Origin of the sequence: Paenibacillus sp. RC73 (assembly GCF_044908085.1) — a bacterium.
Taxonomy (GTDB): domain Bacteria; phylum Bacillota; class Bacilli; order Paenibacillales; family Paenibacillaceae; genus Paenibacillus; species Paenibacillus terrae_A.
The window spans coordinates 252,438-275,041 of sequence record NZ_JBIYCV010000001.1; the positions used below are offsets into that span (position 1 = coordinate 252,438).

General features: G+C 48.2%; 22 protein-coding genes. All 22 read right to left on the reverse strand.

The window, feature by feature from the left end; translation table 11 throughout:
- Nucleotides 1–103 precede the first annotated feature (103 nt).
- Complete coding sequence (locus ABH897_RS01145) at nucleotides 104–316, reverse strand: YlzJ-like family protein (protein WP_014281138.1); 213 nt, start codon at nucleotides 314–316, stop codon at nucleotides 104–106.
- Nucleotides 313–1,167 (reverse strand): ClpP family protease, encoded by an 855-nt coding sequence (locus tag ABH897_RS01150; protein ID WP_283655663.1) that lies wholly within the window; start codon nucleotides 1,165–1,167, stop codon nucleotides 313–315. The genes ABH897_RS01145 and ABH897_RS01150 overlap by 4 nt, the downstream gene beginning before the upstream one ends.
- Before the next feature lie 238 nt (nucleotides 1,168–1,405).
- The gene (locus ABH897_RS01155) at nucleotides 1,406–3,085 is read right to left on the reverse strand and encodes a ribonuclease J (protein WP_044644827.1); all 1,680 of its coding nucleotides are present in this window, start codon (nucleotides 3,083–3,085) and stop codon (nucleotides 1,406–1,408) included.
- Between the two features lie 353 nt (nucleotides 3,086–3,438).
- On the reverse strand, nucleotides 3,439–4,320 hold the full coding sequence (dapA, locus tag ABH897_RS01160; RefSeq protein ID WP_283656247.1) for a 4-hydroxy-tetrahydrodipicolinate synthase: 882 nt from the start codon (nucleotides 4,318–4,320) through the stop codon (nucleotides 3,439–3,441).
- Between the two features lie 41 nt (nucleotides 4,321–4,361).
- Nucleotides 4,362–5,579, reverse strand: coding sequence for an aspartate kinase (dapG, locus tag ABH897_RS01165; RefSeq protein WP_404590995.1), 1,218 nt, complete (start codon nucleotides 5,577–5,579; stop codon nucleotides 4,362–4,364).
- A 36-nt stretch (nucleotides 5,580–5,615) separates the two neighbouring features.
- The gene (locus ABH897_RS01170) at nucleotides 5,616–6,653 is read right to left on the reverse strand and encodes an aspartate-semialdehyde dehydrogenase (protein ID WP_283655661.1); all 1,038 of its coding nucleotides are present in this window, start codon (nucleotides 6,651–6,653) and stop codon (nucleotides 5,616–5,618) included.
- Nucleotides 6,654–6,788: 135 nt separating this feature from the next.
- Entirely contained in the window at nucleotides 6,789–7,382 is a 594-nt protein-coding gene (locus ABH897_RS01175; protein ID WP_044644831.1) for a dipicolinate synthase subunit B, read from the reverse strand.
- The gene (gene dpsA / locus ABH897_RS01180) at nucleotides 7,382–8,278 is read right to left on the reverse strand and encodes a dipicolinate synthase subunit DpsA (RefSeq protein WP_404519226.1); all 897 of its coding nucleotides are present in this window, start codon (nucleotides 8,276–8,278) and stop codon (nucleotides 7,382–7,384) included. The genes ABH897_RS01175 and dpsA overlap by 1 nt, the downstream gene beginning before the upstream one ends.
- A 221-nt stretch (nucleotides 8,279–8,499) precedes the next feature.
- Nucleotides 8,500–8,946, reverse strand: coding sequence for a dUTP diphosphatase (gene dut, locus ABH897_RS01185; protein WP_014281130.1), 447 nt, complete (start codon nucleotides 8,944–8,946; stop codon nucleotides 8,500–8,502).
- Nucleotides 8,924–10,189, reverse strand: coding sequence for a M16 family metallopeptidase (locus ABH897_RS01190; RefSeq protein WP_404590997.1), 1,266 nt, complete (start codon nucleotides 10,187–10,189; stop codon nucleotides 8,924–8,926). Before ABH897_RS01190 ends, dut begins: the two co-directional genes overlap by 23 nt.
- Nucleotides 10,190–10,255: 66 nt before the next feature.
- A complete protein-coding gene (locus ABH897_RS01195; protein WP_404590999.1) occupies nucleotides 10,256–11,260 on the reverse strand; it encodes a polysaccharide deacetylase family protein in 1,005 nt (334 codons plus the stop codon).
- 232 nt (nucleotides 11,261–11,492) lie between these two features.
- Nucleotides 11,493–13,595: a polyribonucleotide nucleotidyltransferase gene (gene pnp / locus ABH897_RS01200; protein WP_404519229.1), complete on the reverse strand. Its 2,103-nt coding sequence runs from the start codon at nucleotides 13,593–13,595 to the stop codon at nucleotides 11,493–11,495.
- A 245-nt stretch (nucleotides 13,596–13,840) separates the two neighbouring features.
- Nucleotides 13,841–14,110 (reverse strand): 30S ribosomal protein S15, encoded by a 270-nt coding sequence (gene rpsO / locus ABH897_RS01205; protein ID WP_014281126.1) that lies wholly within the window; start codon nucleotides 14,108–14,110, stop codon nucleotides 13,841–13,843.
- Between the two features lie 132 nt (nucleotides 14,111–14,242).
- Nucleotides 14,243–15,181, reverse strand: coding sequence for a bifunctional riboflavin kinase/FAD synthetase (locus ABH897_RS01210; RefSeq protein ID WP_283655656.1), 939 nt, complete (start codon nucleotides 15,179–15,181; stop codon nucleotides 14,243–14,245).
- A gap of 57 nt (nucleotides 15,182–15,238) precedes the next feature.
- On the reverse strand, nucleotides 15,239–16,174 hold the full coding sequence (gene truB, locus ABH897_RS01215) for a tRNA pseudouridine(55) synthase TruB (protein ID WP_283655655.1): 936 nt from the start codon (nucleotides 16,172–16,174) through the stop codon (nucleotides 15,239–15,241).
- Nucleotides 16,171–17,148, reverse strand: coding sequence for a DHH family phosphoesterase (locus ABH897_RS01220; protein WP_283655654.1), 978 nt, complete (start codon nucleotides 17,146–17,148; stop codon nucleotides 16,171–16,173). The genes truB and ABH897_RS01220 overlap by 4 nt, the downstream gene beginning before the upstream one ends.
- A gap of 52 nt (nucleotides 17,149–17,200) precedes the next feature.
- Nucleotides 17,201–17,551 carry a 30S ribosome-binding factor RbfA gene (gene rbfA, locus ABH897_RS01225; protein WP_014281122.1) on the reverse strand — a complete coding sequence of 117 codons (351 nt, stop codon included), beginning with the start codon at nucleotides 17,549–17,551 and terminating at the stop codon, nucleotides 17,201–17,203.
- 20 nt (nucleotides 17,552–17,571) lie between these two features.
- Nucleotides 17,572–20,130 (reverse strand): translation initiation factor IF-2, encoded by a 2,559-nt coding sequence (infB, locus tag ABH897_RS01230; RefSeq protein ID WP_404591001.1) that lies wholly within the window; start codon nucleotides 20,128–20,130, stop codon nucleotides 17,572–17,574.
- Nucleotides 20,123–20,446: a L7Ae/L30e/S12e/Gadd45 family ribosomal protein gene (locus tag ABH897_RS01235; RefSeq protein WP_025720915.1), complete on the reverse strand. Its 324-nt coding sequence runs from the start codon at nucleotides 20,444–20,446 to the stop codon at nucleotides 20,123–20,125. Before ABH897_RS01235 ends, infB begins: the two co-directional genes overlap by 8 nt.
- Nucleotides 20,439–20,747, reverse strand: a complete 309-nt coding sequence (rnpM, locus tag ABH897_RS01240; RefSeq protein WP_283655652.1) for an RNase P modulator RnpM — start codon at nucleotides 20,745–20,747, stop codon at nucleotides 20,439–20,441. Before rnpM ends, ABH897_RS01235 begins: the two co-directional genes overlap by 8 nt.
- Before the next feature lie 23 nt (nucleotides 20,748–20,770).
- Complete coding sequence (gene nusA, locus ABH897_RS01245; protein ID WP_013309927.1) at nucleotides 20,771–21,868, reverse strand: transcription termination factor NusA; 1,098 nt, start codon at nucleotides 21,866–21,868, stop codon at nucleotides 20,771–20,773.
- Nucleotides 21,869–21,969: 101 nt separating this feature from the next.
- Nucleotides 21,970–22,431 (reverse strand): ribosome maturation factor RimP, encoded by a 462-nt coding sequence (gene rimP / locus ABH897_RS01250; RefSeq protein WP_014281118.1) that lies wholly within the window; start codon nucleotides 22,429–22,431, stop codon nucleotides 21,970–21,972.
- Nucleotides 22,432–22,604: the final 173 nt, after the last annotated feature.

Below are 22,604 nucleotides of genomic sequence, written 5' to 3' on the forward strand. Positions count from 1 at the left end.
TCAAGGTCACCCCCCAGAAGAATATTATACCACGTCACCCGGTATCCGCACATATGTTCTTTTTCAACATCAAACGACCTATTTTCATCCTATTCGACACCTTCTACGACCATTCGATGACTTGTCCTGGTGCATAACGCGGATTCAGGTAAGTTTCCAGCGGACAATCTAGCAATCGCACGATAATCCCCCTGCGACTTTCGAGCGGCTGCACCTGCATAAGTAAACCGTCAACCCGAATCTCCGCAAACGTCTCCGCCTCCTTCCACATGCCCTCCCACACCATTTCCATTGGCATTACGGTATATAAGGTCATTGAGGCAACTCCCCACTATGCTCATTAGGAAGCGTTCCAGTCGAGGTATCTGTAGCATTTGGGGAAAAAGATACGAACGGAGCCTGCTGCTGAGTCCCTGTAATCCCGTTTTGCTGACGTCGAGATTCAATGATGGTGTTCAGTTGTTTCAATGCTTCTCCGATGCCACCAACCGCGTCCATCAAGCCGTATTTCACTGCATCGGCTCCCCCAACGGCAGTACCAATATCCCGATTCAGTTCACCGGTTTTAAACATAAGCTCCTTGAACCGCTCCTCGGTAATACGCGAATGGGAAACCACAAAACGTACAACACGCTCCTGCATTTTTTCCATATATTCAAACGTTTGTGGAACTCCGATAACCAAGCCATTCATACGAATCGGGTGAATGGTCATCGTCGCGCTCTCAGCAATATAAGAATAGGTGGACGAAACCGCGATAGGTACACCGATACTATGCCCGCCTCCAATGACAATGGTCACCGTCGGTTTACTCATTGAAGCGATCATTTCAGCAATAGCCAGCCCTGCCTCGACATCCCCACCTACTGTATTCAGCAGAATCATTAAGCCTTCAATACGGGGATTTTGCTCCGCTGCTACCAGTTGGGGAATAATGTGCTCGTATTTGGTCGTTTTGTTTTGCGGTGGCAGAATCAGATGCCCTTCAATCTGACCAATTATTGTCATGCAAAAAATATTGGATTCGCTTCCGGGCATGGAGGTTTGTCCCAGTTGCTGCAAGGCCTCCATAGCGGGGGAAATGGGTCTTTGCCCAACTTCAGGCATAGGTTGATCCGGTGCTTCCGTTTCTTGTCTGCCGGATGATAGGTTGCTGTATTGTTCCATGTGGGCGATCTTCCTTTCGCTTTACGCGTCTTTGTGACCCGTATTCACCCTATAGTATGGGATGGAAATGGAATATTTTATACCCGCCCCCCATGTTTTTCCTTCTTTCCTCACCCGAAAAAGCCAAAAAAGCCTCCCCTCCCGCGGAAACCGTCCAATATTTCCTGCGGGAAGAGAGGCGACTGTGTGCCTGTGACTTAAGTTTTTAATTCAGGTTTTTGAGCAAATTTCAATTGACTCACACTTCCATAATGATTGGCAAAATCATCGGTCTGCGACGAGTTTGCTCATACAAGAAGCGACCCAGCGCATCCTTGACATTTGTTTTAAGGGAAGCCCATTCATTTACATTCTCGCTCATGAGCTTATGCAGTGTGCTTGAGACAATACGATTCGCTTCATCCAGCAAACCTTCCGATTCGCGGACATATACGAAACCACGGGAAATGATATCCGGTCCAGACTTGATCGTGCCGTCCTGCTTGCTCAGGGTGACAACAACAACCAAAATACCGTCCTGTGACAGCAATTTGCGGTCGCGTAATACGATATTCCCTACATCTCCTACACCCAGTCCGTCGATTAACACGTTGCCCGCTGTAACCTTACCAGCTCTGCGTGCTCCGCCGTTCTGAATTTCAATAACTTCACCGATATCTGTGATGAAAATGTTGTCCGGCTCTACACCCACCGATTCGGCAAGGAGGGCATGACGACGTTGCATTCTGAACTCACCATGAATTGGCAAGAAGAATTTAGGTTTCATCAGATTCAGCATCAGTTTGAGTTCTTCTTGGCTTCCGTGTCCGGAAACGTGAATTCCCGGATTAGCTGCGCTGTAATAAACATTGGCACCTAAACGGAACAGTTCATCAATCGTGCGACCGACATATTTTTCATTACCCGGTACCGGTGTAGCTGCGATGATAACCGAATCTCCCGGAAGAATATCCACCTTACGATGTGTGGAACGCGCCATTCTTGTTAGAGCAGACATAGGCTCGCCTTGGCTACCTGTGCAGAGAATAACTACGCGATCCGCTGACATTTTGCCAACTTCCTCAGGCTCGATCAGCATTCCATCCGGAATTTCCAAATAGCCTAAATCGGAAGCAATCCCTACGACATTAACCATACTGCGACCGATAACCGTCACTTTGCGTCCTGTCGATTCAGCAGCATTAATAACCTGCTGAATACGGTGTACGTTGGAAGCAAAAGTAGCTACAACTACACGTTGTTTCGACTTACGGAAAATGTCTTCCAGCACGATGCCGACGCTTTTTTCCGATGGAGTAAAGCCTGGTTTTTCCGCATTGGTACTGTCTGACAAAAGAGCCAGTACGCCACGTGTGCCGATTTCAGCCATACGCTGCAAATCTGCATATTGTCCGTTTACCGGAGTATGATCAAACTTGAAGTCACCTGTATGAACAACAGCACCTTCAGGAGTATCAATGCATACACCTACAGAATCCGGAATACTGTGGTTTGTTCTGAAGAATGTTGCTTTCAGTGTGGAACCCAGCTTGATTTCGGAATCAGCATTGATCAAAATACGTTTGGTTTCGCCAAGCAGATTCGCTTCCTTCAGCTTGTTTTCCACCAGCCCCAACGTCAATTTGGTACCGTATACCGGTACATTCAAATGTTTCAGCACGTAAGGCAAACCGCCGATATGGTCCTCATGACCATGAGTCAGCACAATGCCTCTTACCTTGTCGCGGTTCTCCGTAAGGTAGGAAATATCAGGAATAACGATATCAATGCCAAGCATGTCCTCTTCCGGGAATTTCAGACCCGAATCCACCACGACAATGTCATTGCCGTATTGAACGACATACATATTTTTCCCGATTTCACCGACGCCGCCCAAAGCGAAAATCATCAATTTATCGTTGTTTGTTTTTTTAGACAAATGAATCTAAACCTCCTATGGTAGTTGGACGTCGTACCTTGATTTATTTATTTAATTTTCAAAAGAATACCGCACCCAGTCACTTGACCTCATTATACATGATTAAAATAAGAAAAAACAAGTCATCCTGTTCGTTGCGCATAGGTTTCCCACTGCCGTCTAAAACCATTACTCCCTGTTCAATTATCTTGATACATGGTTAAAAGGCACAGCAAAAAGGGCGCCCTATAAGAACGCCCTCATGCCGGAGTACCTTTTCAAGGCTATAAAATCCTCCGGCTTCTTTACTCCCGGCTGCCTTTAACAAGCGTACTCCCCGTATTCATTTAACATTTAAAATTCATTCTTCCCGATTAGCGGGCAAATAACTTCTTAATAAATTCCGCTTCCTCTTCGGTCGGAGGAATAAGCGGCAACCTAACAGAACCTACCGAAACATTCCGTAACTCCAATGCATATTTTACAGCCACCGGATTAGGCAGCGGATGAGGACAGCCGAACAAACCCTTGAAAACCGGAAACAACTGCTGATGCAATTTTGCTGCCTGCTGTGCGTGTCCCCCTACAAGTGCATCAATCATCTGCTTCATTTCTGCGCCTACTACATGACTCGCCACGCTGATAATACCATAAGCCCCTACAGCCATAGCAGGCAACCCGGAAGCGTCATCCCCCGAATAAATGAAGAATCCCTCCGGAGCTGCGGCTGCAATCTGTGTGACCTGCGCCAGCGACGCGCATTCTTTGGTTCCTACAATGTTAGAGATTTGCGCAAGACGCAGCGTCGTTTCCACGGTCAAGCTGGCTGCGGTACGGCTTGGTACATTATACAGTATGACTGGAAGGGATGTGGAATTTGCAATACTTTCAAAATGCTGATACATCCCTTCCTGATTCGGTTTATTGTAATAAGGCACTACCAGCAAAATACCGTCTACCCCCGCCTGCTCCGCAGCACGGGTCAGATGAATGGAGTGACGTGTATTGTTGCTACCGGTACCGGCAATGATTTTACATCGTCCGGCTGCTTTTTCTACAGTAAATGCAAACAACTTGATTTTTTCATCATCGCTCAGGGTAGGAGACTCGCCCGTCGTTCCTGATACGACAAGAGACTCCGAATGTTGTTCTTCTATTAAATAATCAATCAACGAGGACAATGCAGTCCAGTTAATCTCTCCTTGCTGATCAAAAGGTGTCACCATTGCGGTAATCAGTCTGCCGAAGTTCACCATGCTGCCTCCTTTTTTTGCAAGTCCGAGCACGGACATTGCGCCTATTGATGGAGTTCAAATTTATTATGCAATGCGCGTACAGCCTGCACCATATCTTCTTTTTTAACGAGTACCCAAATCGTCGTGTTGGAATCTGCCGATTGAAGAATCTGTACGTCTGATTCTGCCAATGCCTCTACAATCGTCGCCATAATGCCAGGTACCCCATTGATACCGCCGCCTATGACGGATACTTTAGCGCACCCTGCCAAAATTTTAGGCTCCAAGCCCAGACCGTTCAGTACTTCAACCGCTTTGCTTCCATCAGCATCGAACACGGTATAAACCGCTCCGGATGGAGTTACATTAATAAAATCGACGCTGATTCCATGCTCAGCCATGGATTTGAATACTTGTAATTGCAAATGCTCCGAGCCTGGCTTTAATTCTACGGTAATTTGTGTGACGTTGCCGACATACGCAATACCGGTCACGAAACGGTCAACGATGTCTGCCTGTACGTCCTTAAAGCCCTCCGGATGGGTGACCAGCGTTCCTTCCCCTTCGGAAAAGGTAGAGCGAACCCGAACCGGAATATTCGCCTGCATGGCAATTTCAACAGCACGGGGATGGATAACCTTTGCCCCCTGATGAGCCATATTACAAATCTCCGTATAGCTGACATGGGCAAGCGGTTTTGCATTTTCCACGATGCGCGGATCGGCGGTCAAGATGCCGTTCACATCCGTATAAATGTCTACCATGTCCGCTTGTAGAGCGGCACCCAGAGCGGTAGCGGAAGTATCGCTGCCACCACGACCCAAGGTAGTCATATCACCGCTTACAGTCTGACCCTGGAAGCCTGTCACAATGACGACACGGCCCTGGTTCAGCTCTTCCACGATACGGTCTGGCTTTATATCCAAAATACGAGCATTGCCGTATTGATCATCCGTAATAAAGCCCGCCTGTGCCCCAGTCAGCACCGTAGCAGGAATACCTTCATTTTCCATCAGGCTGCATAATGTAGCGGCAGAAATGATTTCACCACAGCACAGCAGTAAATCCCGTTCGCGCTTAGGAAGACTGTCGCCGTTAGACGCCGCCCAATCGAGCAGCGTGTCCGTAGCATAAGGCTCTCCTTTCCGCCCCATGGCCGACACAACGACAACCAGTTGAAAATGTTGTTCCAGCTCTCGCTTCACATGTCCTAGCACCAGTTGACGCGCTTCGGGTGTGGACAGCGAGGTTCCCCCAAATTTCTGTACTAAAATACTCATCGCTTTTCCCCCATCTTACTCCCTGCTTCAGGAACGTTATTCCGCATTTGCAGCAATAATCTCCGCGATTTGCACCGCGTTCCATGCTGCTCCCTTGAGCAGGTTGTCGGATACGACCCACAGATTCAATCCACGGCTGTTGCCCAAATCACGACGTACACGTCCAACGAATACGTCAGGTTTCCCTGCGGCTTCGGATGCCAGCGGATAGAGCTGCGCAGCAGGATTGTCTACCAGGGTTACTCCCGGTGCCGAAGCAAGCAGATTGCGGATTTCTTCCAAATCATAATCTTTTTTAAGCTCTACATAGACGGATTCCGAGTGTCCGTATACGACAGGAATACGTACACACGTTGCTGTTACGTCCACGGATTCATCATCCAATATTTTTTTCGTTTCAAGTACCATTTTCATTTCTTCCAGTGTATAGCCGTTGTCCTGGAATTTGTCGATTTGCGGGATAGCATTGAAAGCAATTTGATGCTTCACCGGCAATGAACCGACTGGCAGCAGATCAGGCTGAACTTCTTCACCGTTAAGGATCGCTGCACTTTGACGATTCAGTTCATCAATGGCACGGCTTCCAGCCCCGGACACCGCTTGATATGTGGATACGATGATACGGGAAATGCCATACTGATCATATAATGGTTTCAAAGCAGCTACCATCTGGATGGTGGAGCAGTTCGGGTTGGCAATGATCCCTTGATGCTTGGCAATTTTGTCGCTGTTCACCTCAGGAACGACAAGAGGAGCTGTAGGATCCATCCGGAAGGCGTTTGTGTTGTCAATGCATACTGCGCCATGACGAACAGCATGTGGTGCCAGTTCCTTACTTACGTCTCCGCCTGCGCTGAACAAGGCAATGTCGATTCCTTCAAAGCTGTCGGGGGTTGCAATCTCTACTGGAATTTGCTGACCTTTAAAGCTAATTAAAGTGCCGGCAGAACGAGGCGAAGAAAGAAATTTAATTTTATCCACAGGAAAATCCCGTTTTTCCAGCAGATTTACGATTTGTTCTCCTACGGCGCCTGTCGCTCCAACGACAGCTACATTAAACTTTCTATTGCTCATCTGGTGTATCTCCCCTTCTCGACTAAAAAACCATTTTTTTATTCTGAAAGCATCCACCGCCAACAAGAAATTAGACCCGATGCATCATCGAATCATCTTCTAGGCGAGGGATGCTCAGCAGTTAACTATAGTACTTCATGGAGTCTTGCGTTCCACAATCATCGGTTGAAGCTGTTTGCCCTGCATAGCAGCGTAAGCGGCTTCTGGAATCAGCTCCATGTCAGCCACAAGTGAATTGGGCTTTTTAACTGGATTGTCCTGTCCGAACGGCACAAAAAATATATTTTTGGCTACCAGTAACTTGGCGATATTCGCAGCATTCAAACCAAGCCCATCATTGGTTGATATGGCCAAAAGAAGTGGACGACCGTTGCGCAATTGGGCCTTGGCGGCCATCAGAACCGGACTGTCTGTCATGGCATTCGCCAGCTTACTCATCGAATTCCCCGTCAAGGGTGCAATCACCAGTACATCGAGTATTTGGGAGGGACCCAGTGGCTCAGCCTCCACAATTGTAGAAATGATATCATTCCCTGTTATATCTTTCAACTGTTTTTGCCAACTTTGCGAAGTACCGAAGCGGGTATCCGTTGTTAATACCGTATTGGATATAATGGGAACAACCTTCGCGCCCTCGTCAACAAAACGCTGTATAACAGGCATAACCTCTTCAAATGTGCAGTGTGAACCTGTAATTGCATAACCTACCGTTTTCCCTTGCCAACTCATTACGCATCACCCCGATCAGGATTATCTTCCATTAACAACTGCACCAGCGTATTCGCTATAATGGCACCAGCAGTTTTGGGAGCGACAATACCGGGAAGACCGGGGGCGAGCATGGCCGTAATTCCACGCTTTTCCGCAAAACGAAAATCACACCCGCCCGGGGCGGAAGCAAGGTCAATAATCACGGTAGCCTGTGGCAATTTAGACAGGATTTGCGCTGTGATAATCATAGAGGGTATCGTATTAAAAATCAAGTCAACTCCCTGAGTCTCATCCGCCAAATCCCTTGTCATAAAAGGCTTCCAGCCCATTTCTACCGCTCTCGCCGCATCTTCTGCCCTACGTACCCCGACCTTCACTCTGGCTCCCAATCCTTGTAGCGCCCTGGCCATGGTAAATCCAGTCCGTCCCATGCCCAGAACCATACAATTTGCACCATGAATCGTAAAATCCGTATGCTGAATCGCCATCATCAGTGCGCCTTCCGCCGTAGGTATCGAGTTATATATGGCCACATCGTCTCTTTCCAGCAACTCCACCAGCTTTAAATCATGTCTGGAACAAATTTCTTTTAAGTACGTCCGCGCCATCCCCGTATATACGACGCAGTGGGGCGGAAGAGCAGCGGCGTGCTCATTCAGAAACTGCAGCTTTTGCGATCCAAAAAGTGCGTTCACATTGCCTCCCTCATCACACCCCACAACTGGCAGCACAAGCGCATCTGCCGATTCAAGCAGCTTGACAGACAACGACTCCCGCGATGCTCCTCTGAGCGGCTCTTCAAGCTGGTCAAAGCCGACCACGCTGACGGTAGCATCCATGTCTACACATTTTCGGATTACCTCAAGCTGCCTCGCATCGCCACCCAATACAACGATGCGTATTCCTGTTAGCATCCGGATCACTCCTTTCCGAGACACGATATGTTTTTAGTCTATGCAGCCACCCATAGATAGGTGAAGAAACACAAAAAAACCGCCCCTTTTCGGGACGGCTTTTTATGTGTATCCATATTCATATGCTATTCATGCTCTAGCTTAAAATCGACAATTCAGTTACATTCTCCAAAATGCCGATTAAAGCCGTGACATTCAGTCGTTTGAAGGAAACTGTGGACTCAGCGTCCTGTATGACCGAAGCCTCCAGCACCACGCACAGTTTCAGACAAACGGTCTACCTGCTTCAACTCTACCTCAGGCACAGTCTGAAATACCATTTGTGCAATTCGCTCATTACGTGTAATGGTGAATGGTTCCTCGCCCAAATTGATAAGCAATACCTTAATCTCCCCACGATAATCCGCATCAATTGTGCCCGGTGTGTTGAGACAGGTAATACCATGCTTGAGAGCCAGTCCGCTGCGCGGACGGATTTGTGCCTCCAGCCCTGCCGGCATCGCTATAGCCAATCCGGTTGGAACAAGACAACGCTTGCCGGGTTCCAAAACTAAGTCTTCCTGTACCGCAGCATACAGGTCAAACCCGGATGCAAGCTCTGACATTTTACGGGGCAGCTCAATATCCTCATTGCCCCCAAGTCTGTTAATTTCCACGTAAGTTAACAAAATAGTCCCTCCTCATATCCTTAACCGCTGAATCGCTCGCTCCGACCATCGACAGGGCAAACGGCTCCGAGAACATCCGGTCCAGTACCTTGTTCACATCATCAGCTGTCACTTGCTCAATGTGCTCAATCATTTGATCCAGCGTGTAATGCTGACCTAGCATCAACTCATTTTTTCCAAGACGATTCATCCGACTTCCTGTGCCCTCAAGGCTTAATATCAAGCTTCCTTTTAACTGCTCCTTGCCTTTACGAAGCTCGTTATCATCCAGTCCCTTAACAGCCACATCCTGCAACAGTTCAAGCGCCAGATTCAGCACATCCTTCGTCTGCTTGGGAGCCGTACCGGCATAAATGGTGAACATACCACTGTCCGCATGGGAGCTATGGTAGGAATAGACCGAATAAGCCAGCCCACGCTTCTCCCGAATTTCCTGAAACAGACGTGAGCTCATACCGCCGCCGATCGCGTTGTTCAGCAATACCATAGCATACTGGAGATCGTCACCCGTTGCAAATCCAGGCAGAGACAAGCAAATATGATTCTGTTCCGTTGCCTTTTCATGATACAACAGCTCACCGTTAAACGCAGGAACCGTCAGGGGCGAAGCAGTTCCATGGTTATCAAAGTGCCCAAAGTGACGCTCCAGTAGCTCTACCAGACTATCATCAATATTACCAGCCACACTGATGACCGTATTGTCGATTGTATAGTGTTCTTTCATATAATTGCTGAGATGGGAGCTGTCCATAGCTAATAAATGCTTTTCGGTACCGAGAATAGGATAAGCCAGCGGATGGTCGCCATAAGCGGCCCGAGATAAGAGATCATGTACCATATCGTCTGGTGTGTCCTCGTACATGGAGATTTCCTCCAGAATCACGTTCTTCTCTTTTGCCAGCTCTTCATGATCTAATTTAGAATTAAAAAACATATCGGACAGTACATCAACCGCAATCGGCAGATGCTCATCCAGCACTTTTGCATAATAGCACGTGTATTCCTTCGAAGTGAATGCATTAACATTCCCTCCGATGGCGTCAAATTGCTCGGCAATTTCCTTCGCGTCGAAGCGCTCTGTTCCTTTGAAAAGCATGTGTTCAATAAAATGAGAAATACCGCTATTGTCCGGGGTTTCATTTCGGGAGCCGGTTTTAACCCAGATGCCGAAAGAAACGGAACGCACGGTTGGAATTTTTTCAATGACCACTCTTAGGCCGTTTTTGAGTTGAATTCTTTCCACGATTGGCCCTCCTAAACTGAATTGCAAACTTTGCCATAATGTTCAATCCTAACAGAAAAAAGACGTTCACTCAACCGGAGCAGGTAGCTGCCGATCAGGGGAAAGCGTCTGACTGACGGTTCCGGGCACCAGTCCCTTGCTGCGAATGGCATGAATCATGCCTTTGAGAGCCGCCGATGAAGAATCTGTCGGATGCATCAAAATCAGTGATCCCGATTCGACCTTGCTACTGATTTTAGCAATTACCGATTCCGGCGAAGGATGTCTCCAGTCCACTGTATCCAGTGTCCACAGCACTGTTTTAAGCCCAAGACCTGCTGCTAAATCAACTGTTTCCTGATTAAAATCGCCCGATGGTGGGGCAAACCAGCCGTTTTTCACACCTAAAATGTCCTGAAGAAGCACTTGTGTCTTCTCTATTTCCTGTGTAGCTCTTTCCCTGCTCAGACGGCTCATATTCGGATGGGAGTAAGCATGGTTCGAAAGCTCATGTCCTCTTTTTTGAATCTCTTTGGCGAGTTCAGGATTTTTTTTCAGCCAGCTACCATCGAAAAAAAACGTAGCCTTGACCTTTTCCTGATCCAGCGTATCCAGTATAGGCACGATATACTCGTTTCCCCAAGCTACATTGATCATGAAAGAAACCATCGGCTTTTCGGGATTTCCCCGGTAAATCGGGACATTGCCGAGCTGGTTCAAATGTATCTTGGGCGCAAGCTGTCGATACACATATTGTATGGGTTGGTCCGGAGCCGCAATTGCCTTACGATAAGTCGCGTCTAGGTCAACCTCCAAGCCGTTATAGCCGGGAATAGCCTTCCATACCCGGTCGATCTTGGCATCAACCGGCTCTCGTCTTTGTCGGGCAGCCTCTGATCGCAGTCGCTGCATGAGTGCATTATCTGGTAAAGCGGCTATCGCCATCGTTGTTGCAGCCTCGGGCTCACTCGTTTCCGTGCTGTGTCCGGCGCGTAGTTGACTCACATACTCTCGCACCCCACTAAACTGCCCAATCACCAGCGTAATGACCAGACTGGCTACAACCCACGCTGCTCTCTTTGCCTTTCTCATGATCCCTTCATCCTCCCGCCCGTTTGTCCACATTGTATGCGGGGAGGACAAGAACTATGACGCAGCAAGCCTCTGGAAGCCCACTTCGACACAGCTTGTGCATATGTATGAAAAAAGAGCCAGAAACGTAGCTCTGCCTCTTTCCAAAAGCTTAAAAGATGCTATTCCAATCCCGAGTCTTCTGTAAAAAACGAACAGCACTCCTTTTATAGTGATCCGCTGTACGCAGGTACTAGGACTTTGCAGGAGCTTCAGCCGTCAGAACAGCTTTGCGGGATAAATTGACACGACCTTGTTGATCAATTTCGGTAACTTTCACCGTAATCGTATCTCCAATAGCAACTACATCCTCAACTTTGGCTACACGTTCAGTAGACAGTTGGGAAATATGAACCAGACCGTCCTTGCCCGGTAAAATTTCGACGAATGCACCGAATTTTTCAATCCGCTTCACTGTGCCGATGTAAATCTCTCCAATCACGACTTCTTTCACGATACCTTCAATAATGGAACGCGCCTTTTCATTCATCTCTTGGTTTGTGGAAGCGATGAATACACGACCATCTTGTTCGATATCAATTTTTACGCCGGTTTCTTCGATGATTTTGTTAATGATTTTACCACCCGCACCAATAACATCACGGATTTTATCCGGGTTAATGTGCATCGTCATAATTTTCGGCGCATACGGAGACAATTGCTCACGCGGCGTCTGGATGGCTTCCATCATTTTGCTAAGAATGAACAAGCGTCCTTCTCTGGCTTGTTTGAGCGCATCCTGCAAAATGTTACGATCGATACCGTTAATCTTGATATCCATTTGAATAGCAGTTACGCCTTCTGCTGTACCAGCCACTTTAAAGTCCATGTCGCCCAAGTGATCTTCCATGCCCTGGATATCGGTCAACACGGAAACATGCTCCCCGTCCTTGATCAATCCCATCGCTACACCTGCAACCGGAGCCTTGATCGGTACACCCGCATCCATCATAGCCAGTGTGCTTGCGCAGATACTAGCCTGGGAAGTCGAGCCATTCGATTCCAGCACCTCGGAAACGAGACGAATCGTATATGGAAATTCAGTTTCAGAAGGAATGACTTTGGAAAGCGCACGCTCACCAAGAGCACCATGTCCAATTTCACGACGACCCGGTGCACGCAAAGGACGAGCCTCGCCTACACTGAATGGAGGGAAATTGTAATGATGCATGAAACGCTTCGTTTCTTCCAGATCAATGCCGTCCAAAATTTGCACATCACCCAATGCGCCAAGTGTACAAACGCTAAGCGCTTGCGTTTGACCGCGTGTGAACAAGCCCGAGCCATGCGTACGCGGCAAAATGCTCGTATCGCTTTCGATCGGACGAATCTCGTCAAGCTTACGACCGTCAGGACGCACTTTATCATGCGTAATCAGACGACGGACTTCTTCTTTAACGATATCATAGAGAACTTCGCTCACGTCTTTCAAAAGCTCAGGCGTCTCTATGTACTGTGCTTCAAAATGTGCAACCGTCTCTTCGTTGACTGCATCAATCGCCTCTTGACGGGCATGTTTTTCTATAATTTTGACGGCTTCCACCAAACGTTCAGCCGCATATGCACGAACTTCGCTGTTCACTTTTTCATCGACAGCATGCAGTTTAACCTGCATTTTCTCTTTACCTGCCACTTGAACCAGTTGCTCAATGACTGCCACAATGTTCTTGATCTCGTCATGGCCAAACATGATTGCTTCCAGCATGACTTCTTCCGGAATTTCGTTGCCTTCCGCTTCTACCATCATGATGGCATCTTTCGTCCCGGCTACAACCAGATACAAATCGCTTGCATTCTGTTGCGCAATGTCCGGGTTAATCACGAATTGTCCGTCCACACGGCCTACAGCAACTCCGCCAATCGGTCCGTTAAAAGGTACGTCCGAAATGCTAAGCGCTGCCGAGGTTCCGATCATCGCTGCAATTTCCGGCTCACAATCCTGATCGACACTCATCACCAGGTTTAATACCTGTACATCATTCCGGAAGCCTTCCGGGAACAATGGGCGAATCGGACGATCTGTCAGACGGCTGGACAAAATCGCTTTTTGACTTGGGCGTCCTTCCCGTTTAATAAATCCGCCTGGGATTTTCCCCACAGCATACAATCTTTCTTCATAGTTCACCGTCAGCGGAAAAAAGTCCAAATCTTTCGGCGCATTGGAAGCGGTCACGGTACAGAGAACAACCGTTTCGCCATAGCTTACTTTAACTGCGGCATTGGCCTGTTTCGCAAGACGTCCTGTTTCCAGCACCAGCTTTCTTCCGCCGAGCTGCATTTCCACACGTTGCTCCATGGTATCCCTCCATTTCATTCCATTGTAAAAGTTCTATACATATCCAGTATTTCCTAGACGGGCCTGATTCATAAGAAGCCCTATGCACAATAAGCACCAGAACCTTACTAGACTCGCACTTCTAAAGGATCTGTACGTCAAAAAAATTCCTTACTTCAAAAAAGAACCCGGCTGCTGTCCGCCGTCGCCTTAGCAGGGACAAGCGGTGAACAACCAGGCTTCTTTTCTCATTACATGTCTGAAAATTAACGACGCAGTCCGAGACGCTCGATCAACGCACTGTAACGTCTAACATCAGTCTTCTTCAGGTAAGCCAAAAGTTTACGACGCTGACCGACCATTTTCAACAACCCGCGGCGGGAGTGATGGTCTTTCTTATGCGAACGAAAGTGGCTTTGCAAGTTAACGATGTTTTCAGTAAGGATAGCGATTTGTACCTCTGCAGATCCTGTATCGGATTCATGAGTTTTGTACTCCTCGATCAATTGCTGTTTACGCTCTTGAGTCAATGCCATCCTGTTCACCTCCTTCATTATAATCGCCATTAGCCTCGTAGCCGCTGGTGAAAGCGGACAACCAAGCCAAGGTTCATCGTTGTTTACACAACATAAGTCAGTATAACACAGCGCCTGTCTTATGTAAATAAATTAGCCTAACAGCTTTTTAGCCGTTTGTGCGTCGTTGCCAATCTGGGTAATCAGCTCGTCCACCGAAGAGAATTTGCGTTCAGGACGGATGTAATGATGAAGCTCAACCAGCACAGGCTCACCATAAATCTGCTGATCAAAATCAAACAGATGAACCTCAAACGACGGATTCAGCACACCTTCATGAAAAGTAGGCTTAACCCCTACATTCATTACCCCGCTTTTCCAACGCTCACCCACCAGTGCCCGTACGGCATATACGCCCTTGACTGGAATTACGTAAGTATCATCCAGCTTGAGATTGGCTGTTGGGAAGCCGATGGTGCGTCCACGCTTCTCTCCATCCATTACGGTGCCCCGAATGTGGTAAGAGCGCCCCAGCCAGCGAGAGGCATGCGTTAAATCCCCTGTCTGCAAGGCACGGCGGATGCTGGAGCTGCTCACTTTTTCCCCATCCAGCTCGAATGGCGATACGGTGTGGACGGACATACGTTCTCCTCCCAGTTCCCGAAGTGTATGCTCATGTCCGGCTCCCCGGTAGCCAAACCGGAAATCAAAGCCCACTACTGCCGTTTGAATCTGCAATGGAAGCAAGATGTCCGTGATGAACGCCTCAGGGCTGACTTTGGAAAAGTCCTCGTCAAATCTCAAAATATAAAGCACGTCCACACCCATATCGGCCAAAATATCCTGCTTGTCCACAAGCGGGGTCAAATAGCCTTCATAGTCGCCTTTTTTCATGACTTCCTTCGGGTGAGGATGAAATGTCATAACAGATACCGGCACTTTCTGTTCCCGAGCCAGCTCGACAGCCTTGCGTATGACACTTGTGTGTCCGAGATGAAGACCGTCGAACTGACCGATCGCCGTGACCTGTGAACGTCCCCATTGGTGCAAAAGCTCATCGCTCAATGGATAAGATAACGATACGGTAATCATATTATTTCACCTGCATTTCACATCATTTGACTAACTTCGTCAAAATTATAGCACAATTCAAGGTAAAAAAACTTTAATTGGCGCGATAGCCCCTGATTCATCACGTCCATATACGCCCAAAAACGTTCGGTCCTCTTTATACAACCGGAAGGGCTGGCTGTCCGTCACAGGCGGAGAAATCATGCTCAGCGACAAGCGCTGACCTTGAAGAGCGGCAGCGGCCTTCACTTCGGCCACCGTATGATCAGGCATATAGTCAATGGCCTCATCAGTGGCAATAAGCCGCTCACCCAGGCTGCCATCCGCTACGTAGCGTTCAATTTCTTCGAATGTTAAACAACGATTCGCAGAAATCCCCGCAGACATGGTTCGTTCCAGCTTGACCATCGTCGAAGGATATCCCAATTCGCGGCCGATATCGACGCAGAGCGTACGGATATAAGTTCCTTTGGAGCATAATGCACGAAAAGAAATATCCACATATGATCCCGACTCCGCGAATCCCGTCATTTCCAGCTCGTAAATAGTCACTTCACGGCTTTTACGCTCCACGGTCTTGCCTTCTCGGGCCAGCTCGTATAGGCGTTTGCCATCCACTTTGAGGGCCGAGTACATTGGTGGCACTTGGGAAATCGTACCGACAAAACGCTCCAGAACCGCTTTGGCTTCCTCTTCCGTCACCTCTACTGGATGGTCACACTTCTCGGTAATCGTACCCGTAAGGTCCTCTGTATCAGTGGCAAGTCCCAAGCGTAATGTTGCATGGTATTCCTTAGGTAACTCCTGCATGTATTCAACTACCCGGGTAGCACGTCCCAGACACAACGGCAGCACGCCTGTCACCTGAGGATCAAGTGTTCCGGTATGTCCGATTCGCTTCATTCCCAGCAAACGGCGAGTCTTGGCCACCACATCATGAGAGGTGAATCCAGCGGGTTTGTAGACGGGTAGTACGCCTTCCCAAGTTGCTTGTTCCTGCTTCATCGGTTTCATAGCTCGGCCTTCACCCGCCCTACAACGACCTCAATAATGTCCTCCAGCTTACCCTCCAGACGACAACCTGCAGCACGTACGTGTCCCCCGCCCCCAAACGATTGGGCAAGCGCAGCTACGTTAACGTTACCTGCCGATCTCAGACTGGCTTTGACCGCTTGATCACTAATCACTTTAAAGAAAATGCCTACTTCAACGCCACGAATATTCCTCGGATAATTGACGATGCCTTCCAAATCCTCATTAACAGCTCCGCATTCCTTCATATCGTCAGGGGTTACAACCACCCAGGCGATTTTACCATCCTCCGAAATCTCGAGCGTTTGCAATGCTTTGGTCAGGACCTTCATTTGCGGGAATGTCATTTCTTCCAGCAGGCTCTCGGATAGATAGGGACCGTCTACACCATAGGCAAGCAGCTGTGACACTGTAGACATGACTTTAGGCGAAGTGTTCGAATACCTGAAGCCTCCTGTGTCCGTCAGCAGTCCGGTATATACAGCCGTCGCCACTTCAACGTCCCAGTTGATCGCAAACTTTTCCAGTAGATCAAAAAGAATTTCTGCCGTTGCCGCAGCATCCGACTTAATCACATTAACTGTTCCATACGCATCATTCGTCGGATGATGATCAATATTCAAAATGATGGCATCTTCCGCAAAAAACTGCTCTGTTAGACCAACACGACGAAAATCTGCACAATCTACACAAATAATCCGGTTGTATTTCCGTTCCGGCGGTTGCTGGCTCATATCCATAATCTCATCAGCATGCCATAAAAAATCCATGCGCTTGGGGATAGCCCCCTCATTCAGCATGGTAAATTTCTTCCCCAGACATGAGAGAAGCCAGCCCACCGTTACGGTGGAGCTGACTGCGTCTCCGTCCGGCTGTACATGCGATACGATCAGGTAATCATCATGCTCCAGAATAAATTCCTTCGCTTGTTGAAGCGCCTGTTCATAGGTATGCATTGCCGTCTCCTTTACATTCAGTTCATGGTTCCTTCGGATAAACTAGCTCTTGCTATTTCTCATCCTTGTCGATATCACTTAGCAGCTTTTCAATCCGGCTGCCATAAGCGATAGATTCGTCAATTTTGAAAATCAGCTCGGGAATATGGCGAAGCCGTATCCGTTTGCCAAGTTCAGAACGAAGATAACCGTTCGCTTTGTCCAATGCTTTCAGGGAAGAAGTTTTTTGCTCTTCATCCCCAAGCACGCTCAAGTATATTTTCGCTTGGGACAAATCGTTTGTCAGATCAACACCCGTTACCGTAATAAAACCGATACGGGGATCTTTTAATTCGGTCTGTATGAGTTGGCTTAGCTCTTTCTTAATCTGCTCGCCAACCCGACCTGTACGTATTTTAGCCATGGATGCTCACCTCTCTGCCGTTAGCGCTCCACTGTTTCCATGACGAACGCTTCAATAATGTCGAGTTCCTTAACATCATTATAGCCATCAAGGGTAATACCGCATTCGTAACCTTGGGCAACTTCTTTTGCGTCGTCCTTAAAGCGTTTCAGTGAGTCGATTTTACCTTCAAAAATAACAATGCCATCACGTATCAGGCGCGCTTCTGCTGAACGGGCAATTTTACCGGACGTCACCATACAACCGGCAATCGTACCGACCTTAGTGACCTTAAACACGTTACGAACTTCAGCATGCCCAATCACATTTTCTTTATATTCAGGATCCAGCATGCCTTTCATGGCTTGCTCGATTTCTTCAATGACATTGTAAATGACGCGGTGCAGACGAATGTCCACTTTTTCAGCTTCAGCTGTAGATTTCGCCTGATTATCAGGACGAACGTTAAAACCAATCACAATGGCATTGGAAGCCGCAGCCAAAATAATATCGGATTCGGTAATTGCACCTGCACCGCTGTGAAGAATTTTAACGCGTACACCTTCAACTTCAATCTTGTTCAAGGAACCTTTCAGCGCTTCGACGGAACCTTGCACATCACCCTTGATAATGACGTTCAGATCTTTCATCTCGCCATCCTTGATGTGCTGGAACAGGTCATCCAGCGTTACGCGGGTGTTGCTGCCCAGATCGGACTGACGTTGCGTAATCGAACGTCTGTCAGCGATAGCACGAGCTTTGCGCTCATCCTCGAACACCATGAACGGATCGCCAGCAAGTGGCACTTCTGTCAAACCAGTGATTTCAACTGGTGTGGAAGGACCAGCTTCCTTCAGACGGCGGCCTTTGTCATTGACCATGGCACGTACACGTCCGAAACAGTTACCTGCTACGAAAGCATCGCCAACTTTCAGTGTACCATTCTGAACGAGGATACGGGCTACGGAACCGCGGCCTTTGTCCAGCTCAGCTTCGATGATCGTACCACGTGCCCGTTTGTCCGGGTTCGCTTTGTACTCATTTACTTCAGCTACGAGCAGAATCATTTCGAGCAGATCTTCAAGACCCATTCTCTGTTTCGCGGAAACGTTGACAAAGATCGTATCGCCGCCCCACTCTTCAGGAACCAATTCATACTCAGTCAATTCTTGCTTTACTTTATCCGGATTCGCATCCGGCTTGTCGATCTTATTCACAGCCACGATGATCGGCAGACCAGCTGCCTTCGCATGGTTGATGGCTTCAACTGTCTGTGGCATAACACCGTCATCAGCTGCAACAACAATGATCGTCATATCCGTAACTTGAGCACCACGAGCACGCATTGCCGTAAACGCTTCGTGACCCGGTGTATCCAGGAAAGTTATTTTTTTGCTGTTGATTTCAACTTGATACGCACCGATATGCTGTGTAATACCACCAGCTTCGCCACCCGTTACATTAGTGGAGCGAATAGCATCCAGCAAAGTTGTTTTACCATGATCGACGTGACCCATAATCGTAACAACGGGAGGACGTGCTTTCAGAAGCTCTGGATCATCGTTTTCTTCCACTGTTTCAAAGCGATCCTCTTCGACCGGAATTTTCACTTCTACTTCTACACCGAAATCTCCGGCAAGCAGAAGGATAGTATCCATATCCAGTTCCTGGTTAATGGTCGCCATCGTTCCGAGCGTGATCAGCTTTTTGATAACTTCCGATGCATCCTTGTGGAGAAGCTTCGCTGTTTCGCCTACTGTCATCTCACCACGCACAATGATTTTCTTAGGCGTGTTGTCGATTTTCTCGCGGCGCTCCTGTTGTTGACCTCTGCCACGACTGTTGAATTTTCCACCACGATTGTTACCACCGCGGCTATTACCACCACGACCACCGTTACCACCGCGTCCTCCGCCTTGACGGTTATCGTCGAAACGGCCTTGACCGGAACGATTACCGCCGTTATTGGAGTTGCTGCCTGTACGGTTGCCACCACCGCTACGGTTCGCATTGCTACTTCCCGTGGACGATGCCGTTCTTACTGCCGTACTACCTTGACTGCTCCCTTGTGGACGTGAGTTGGTGCTTTGGCTACCTTGAGGACGTGAACCCGTGTTAGTGCTCGGGCGCTGTTGTCCTCCCTGTTGCTGGCCGCCACTACGGTTCTGGCTGCCTTGCTGTCCACTTGGTCTGCTTGTACTCTGTTGACTGCGGTTTTGACCGCCCTGCTGACTGCCTTGCGCTTTTGGAGCGCTGCTTCGGTTACTGTTTTGGTTGTTGTTTGTCCTATTCATACTTACCTGCTTTTCCTGTTGATTTTTGGTTTGCTCAGTTGAATGATTACTATTCTGGCTTGAACCGGCCTGGTTCGAGCTTACTTGCGCCGTGCCTGCTCCGCCTTGCTTGGCCGCAGCATTGGATTTAATATCCTTAAAAAAATTTTCCACTTTACCCACGGCATCGTGTTCCATGACGCTCATATGGTTGTTCACGGGAATATCCAGCCGTTTAAGAATGGTGATAATTTCTTTGCTGCTCATGTTCAACGATTTGGCGTATTCGTATACCCGCACTTTGTCTTTGCTTTCTTGTTTACTCAATATACTCCACCTCCGACATTATCCCCGCATGTTTCTTGATCAATTTCGCGAATCCTTGATCCGTCACAGCCAGCACAACCCGTTCAGGCTTGCCGATGCTGCTTCCCAAGCTTTCCCGGTCAAATCCTATCAATAAGGGGATTTTGTACGTCCCGCATTTGTCGCGGAATTTCTTTTGAGTATTCATTGAAGCATCTTTCGCAAGAATGACCAGCTTGGCTTCTGAAGACCTGATCGCTTTAAAAACGATCTCATCACCTGTTAGCAGCTTGCCAGCTCTCATGGCAAGGCCCAATCCAGACAGCGCCTTATTCATCATGCACGCTGCCTTGTGCCGCCAGGAATTCTTCCTCGACGGCAGCAAAATCACGACTTAGCTGCTCATAAATATCAGGATGAACCGAGTGCTTCAATGCCCGATCCAGTGCCTTGCTTTTTTGAGCAAGCTTGAAGCAGGCGGCTTTGCCGCACAAGTAAGCGCCGCGTCCCGACTTTTTGCCTGTCAAGTCAATCAGCACTTCGTCTTCAGGGGTTTTGACGACACGGATCAACTGCTTCTTAGGCATCATTTCATGACAGGCCACACACTTGCGCAAAGGTACCTTTCTCTGTTTCATGCATTAACCCCCCTACACTCCGTTTAATCTACAGAAACGGAATCCTGATGCATTTCATCGGTGGATGTTCTCGGTCTGCCGAGTTCTTCCTCCGCCTGCGTTTCGCTCTTGATATCAATTTTCCAGCCAGTGAGCTTGGCAGCAAGGCGGGCATTTTGCCCTTTGATACCAATGGCCAGAGAAAGCTGGTAATCCGGCACGATGACACGCGCCATTTTTTCTTCTTCAAACACCTGCACCTCAAGCACCTTGGACGGGCTCAGCGCATTAGCCACATATTCGTCAACATTATCGGAATAACGCACAATGTCGATTTTTTCACCACGCAACTCATTCACAATCGTCTGCACCCGCGTTCCTCTCGGTCCTACACAAGAACCGACCGGATCTACCTCGGCATTGCGGGAATGAACTGCGATTTTAGAACGGAAGCCTGCTTCACGCGCTACAGAACGAATCTCAACGACACCGTCAAAAATTTCCGGCACCTCGAGTTCGAACAAACGCTTAAGCAGACCTGGATGTGAGCGGGACAACATGATTTGAGGCCCTTTGGTCGTATTCTCTACCTTGGTAATATAAGCCTTAATCCGGTCCAGATGACTGAATTTCTCATTAGGCATCAACTCGCCCAACGGGAGAACCGCCTCCACCTTACCCAGGTCAATATAAATATTACGCGGGTCCTGACGTTGTACGGTCCCTGTTACAATATCCTCTTCCTTGTCCACAAACTTGTTGTAGATCAATCCCCGCTCCGCTTCACGGATACGTTGGGTTACGACCTGCTTCGCTGTTTGTGCGGCAATCCGTCCAAAATCACGAGGAGTAACTTCAATCTCAGCAATATCCTCCAGCTGAAAATGCGGGTTAATCTCACGGGCTGCTGGCAACGAAATCTCGGTGCGAGGATCCAATACCTCCTCAACGATCAGCTTGCGGGCATATACCTTAATGACACCCGAGTTGCGGTTCATATCGACACGCACGTTTTGTGCGGTGTTGAAATTCCGTTTGTAGCTGGAAATCAAGGCTGCTTCAATGGCCTCAAACAGCACATCCTTGCTGATCCCCTTTTCCCGTTCCAACTCGTTCATTGCTTCAATAAAATCCATACTCATGGATTACTGCTCCCCCTTTCAAATGATGCACCTGCGTCCTGGTCGGCACACGAGGCAAAAAAACATGAAGTACATGTCAAACAGCAACGGTCAAATCCGAATTAAAATATGATCGCGAGCCTAGCTCCAGCCACCTTGTCATAAGGTATGGCATGCTTCTTTTGTCCGCTCTGAACAGTAAGTTCCCCATCTTCAAAAGAAAGCAAACGACCTTCAAATTCCTTCAGGCCGTTGATCGGCTCGTATGTAGTAACGAATACATTTTTGCCTACCGCTTTGGTTACGTCTTCCGCTTTTTTCAGCGGTCTTTCAGCGCCTGGTGAAGACACTTCCAGAAAATACGCTGTAGAAACAGGGTCATTTTCGTCCAGCTTTTGACCCAGGTATTCACTGATCATACTACAGTCGTCCAGATCAATTCCCCCGTCTTTGTCTACAAAAACGCGAAGAAACCAATTGCTGCCCTCTTTGACATACTCGACATCGACCAGTTCAAAACCATGCTCATCGAGGTAAGGTTGGGCCATTTCTTCTACTACTGACTTGATCTTTGGTGTGCTCAAAGATTATAACCTCCAAAAGTAAACTTTCCTGTGGTGAAAAAGAGACGCCCCATTGCCATGGACAATGCTTCTCCATCACCGGCATTTTCCATTTTCATTTGATGTAATGTTCATTTTGGGCTCACTGCAAATAAACCGGCGTACCGGTTCCTGCCCAAAAATCGTCTTTTCAC